General features: G+C 72.5%; 4 protein-coding genes. 1 reads left to right on the top strand and 3 read right to left on the bottom strand.

What is annotated here, in order from left to right; translation table 11 throughout:
• Positions 1-328: 328 nt before the first annotated feature.
• A complete protein-coding gene (locus ACFWUZ_RS36180; protein WP_384382359.1) occupies positions 329-1336 on the bottom strand; it encodes a stage II sporulation protein M in 1008 nt (335 codons plus the stop codon).
• A gap of 112 nt (positions 1337-1448) precedes the next feature.
• Here ACFWUZ_RS36180 and ACFWUZ_RS36185 point away from each other — a divergent pair, with 112 nt between their 5' ends.
• Entirely contained in the window at positions 1449-2363 is a 915-nt protein-coding gene (locus ACFWUZ_RS36185) for an RDD family protein (RefSeq protein ID WP_384382361.1), read from the top strand.
• Positions 2364-2381: 18 nt separating this feature from the next.
• Here ACFWUZ_RS36185 and ACFWUZ_RS36190 read toward each other — a convergent pair whose 3' ends face one another.
• Together ACFWUZ_RS36190 and ACFWUZ_RS36195 are read right to left on the bottom strand one after the other, a co-directional pair.
• Positions 2382-2999, bottom strand: coding sequence for a hypothetical protein (locus ACFWUZ_RS36190; protein WP_384382363.1), 618 nt, complete (start codon positions 2997-2999; stop codon positions 2382-2384).
• A 168-nt stretch (positions 3000-3167) separates the two neighbouring features.
• A partial coding sequence (locus ACFWUZ_RS36195) for an adenosylhomocysteinase (protein WP_384381579.1) occupies positions 3168-3326 on the bottom strand: 159 nt, incomplete at its 5' end.

The following is a 3326-nucleotide window of genomic DNA, read 5'->3' on the forward strand; positions in this document are numbered from 1 at the left end:
TTTCCGACTCTATCAGACTCTTTCGTGTCCGATTCCCGGTCGAAGCGGGTTTCGCTTTCCAGGTTTCCGCTTTCGCGTTTCCCTTTCCGGCGATTGCGACTCTATCAGAAGTTTTCCACCGGATTTCCCGGCTTCGGATTCTGGAGGAGGAATCGCTTGTGCCCCGCGGGAATTCGATTCCATCTGGGGTCGAGATACATTCTAAACCATCACTGCCGAACTTGTCCAGTTCGAGGCAACCGTTCGAATCTACCTCCCCGTCGGCTCCGTGTCAACGGTGCCTCCGGGACGACGAGGAGACTAGCAGCTCATCGGCCACGGGCGCACATCAGGCCGCCGTGGGGAGCGTGGCCGTCTGGTCGGCGGCCTCCACGTCGCCCGTCTCGCCGGCGCGGGAGGCGCGGCCGCCCAGGACGTAGACGTAGAGCAGGAACGCCGCCTCCGCGACCACGCCGATCGTGATGCGGGCCCAGGTGGGAAGGCCGGACGGGGTCACGAATCCTTCGATGAGGCCGGAGACGAACAGGACCACCGCGAGGCCGATGGCCATGCCGAGGGCGGCCCGGCCTCGTTCCGCGAGGGCCGCGCGGCGGGTGCGGGGGCCCGGGTCGATGACCGTCCAGCCCAGGCGCAGGCCCGTACCCGCGGCGACGAAGACCGCTGTCAGTTCGAGCAGGCCGTGCGGCAGGATCAGGCCGAGGAAGACGTCGAGGCGGCCGGCGGAGGCCATCAGGCCGAGGCCCACGCCCAGGTTGGCCATGTTCAGGAAGAGGATCCAGAGCACCGGGAGCCCCAGGAACGCGCCGAGGACCAGGCAGATCGCCGCCGCCTGTGCGTTGTTCGTCCAGACCTGGGCCGCGAAGGAGGCCGCGGGGTGACTGGAGTAGTACGTCTCGTACTCGCCGCCCGGCTTCGTGAGCGCCTTCAGCTCCTCCGGGGCGGCGATGGCGCCCTGGACCTCCGGGTGCGTGGCGATCCACCAGCCGATGAGCACGCCGAGCGCCGTGGAGAGCAGCGCGGTCGGTATCCACCAGCGGCGGCTGCGGTAGACGGCGGCCGGGAAGCCCACGGTGAAGAAGAGCACCACGTCCCGCCAGCCGGAGCGGCGGACACCGGTCACCGTCGCCCGCGCCCGGGCGACCAGCTGGGTCAGCCGGCCGGTGAGCAGGGGGTCGGGGGCGCTGGACTGGATGAGGGAGAGGTGGGTGGAGGTGCGCTGGTACAGCTCGACGAGTTCGTCGGCCTCGGCGCCCGTGAGCTTGCGGCCGCGGCCGAGGAGCTGCTCCAGGCGGTCCCATTCCGCCCGGTGCGCCGCCACGAAGACGTCGAGATCCATCCGGTTACCGCTCCCCTGCCCCAGGTCCCCTGCAACTGTCCTGCTCGTGATGTGGTCAGCTTGGCAGACTGGATGCCGAAGGGGCGGGGCAGGTCACGTGAAAGGTGCTGCGGTGAGCGATCTGGTGACGGGGGACGCTGTCGTCCTGGGGTTGCGGCCTGCGAGGCTGCCCAGCCGGGCGCTGGCGTTCGTCGTCGATGCGGCGGTGTACCTCACCGGATACCTGACCGTGTCGTTCGCGCTGACGCTGGCGACGGCCTCTCTGGACTTCGCCGCGCAGGCCGCCGTGGCGGTGGCCACCGTGCTGCTGGTGCTGGTCGGCGTACCGATCGCGGTGGAGACGCTGAGCCACGGGCGGTCGCTGGGCAAGCTCGCCTGCGGGCTGCGGGTGGTGCGCGACGACGGCGGGCCGATCCGGTTCCGGCACGCACTGGTGCGGGGGGCCATGGGGGTCGTGGAGCTGCTGCTCACGCTCGGGGCCATCGCGTGCATCGCCTCGCTGGTGTCGGAGCGGGGGCGGCGGCTCGGGGACGTCTTCGCGGGGACGCTCGTGGTCCGGGAGCGGGTGCCGGGCGCCGAGGTGATGCCGGTGCCTCCGCCGCCGCCGTGGCTGGCCGGGAGGTTCGGCGGGCTGGACCTGTCGGCGGTGCCGGACGGGCTGTGGCTGGCGATCCGGCAGTACCTGACGCGGATGGGACAGCTGGATCCGCAGGTGGGCGCCGCGATGGCGGTGCGGCTCGCGGACGACCTGGTGGCGCGTACGGGGGCTCCGCCGCCGCCGGGGGTGCCCGCTGCCGCCTACCTGATGGCGGTGGTGCACGAGAGGCAGTCCCGGGACGCCGCGCGGGCCTTCGGCGGTGGCCTCTCCCAAGTGGCGCCCGCCCCCACTGCCCCGGCTCCGTATCCCGCTCCCCAGGCCGCTCCGTACGCCGTCCCGCAGGCGGCGCCGCCCGTGGTGGTTCCTCCCGCGCCGGCGGCGGCGCCCGTACAGCCGCCGCGTGGCGGCGGTTTCGCGCCGCCCGCCTGACGGGGGGCGGGACCGGGGCTACGCCTCGAAGGCCGAGGGCGGGGTCTCCAGGTGTTCGAGCTCGATCCCGGGGGCCGAGAGGACGACGTCGCCCGCGAGGTGGACCGTGTGGACCTCGCCGGTGTCCAGGGCGCTGACCTGGTACGCGTCCACCACCAGCGGGCCGCTGTCGGTGGGGTGCTCCTCGCGTGACAGCAGGGCCCAGGCCTGGTCGACGGTACGGGGAGCCAGCACCGGGTCGGTGAGGGCGACGAGCCGGATCCGGGTGGCGGGTGCGCCGGGGGTCAGGCGCAGCAGACGGGCCGTCGCGACGAGGAAGGCCGGCGAGGTGCCGGTGAAGCCGGGGGCCTGGACGTTGCCCTCGGTGGCCTCGGCCCCGGTGGGGTCGGTGCGCACCCAGGTGACGCCGTCGATGGCGGCGCCGCGGACCTGCCAGCTCGACGCGTTCACTTCGAGGCGGATGGGGCGGCCGAGTTCGTCGACGGCGAGGTCGACGGAGCCGCGGTGGTCGCCGTTCGGTGCGGTGAGCTGGGAGACGTAGCGCCAGCCGGAGGGGCCGGGGGCGCAGTGGAAGTGCTCCTCACCGAGGGGGGTGTGATCGTGCGGGTCGTGGAGCGAATAGCGGCCGCGGGGCATGGTGAGCACGTTTCGTCGGGTGGCGGGGCGGGGCGGTGCACTGCCGGGCAGCGCGGTGCCGTCACCGTACCGTCGGCCGCACGCGGGGCGCCGAAGGGGCAGGCCCCCGGCGCCGTGCGCCGGGGGCCTGCGGGGACTTCCGCCGATCAGTGGCTGACCGGAGCCCGATCAGTAGCGGTAGTGGTCGGGCTTGTACGGGCCCTCGACCTTGACGCCGATGTACGCGGCCTGCTCGGGCCGCAGGGTGGTGAGCTTGACGCCGAGGGCGTCGAGGTGGAGCCGGGCCACCTTCTCGTCCAGGTGCTTGGGCAGCACGTACACATCCGT

It is taken from the genome of Streptomyces sp. NPDC058646 (assembly GCF_042716875.1).
In the GTDB taxonomy this organism is placed as follows: Bacteria; Actinomycetota; Actinomycetes; order Streptomycetales; family Streptomycetaceae; genus Streptomyces.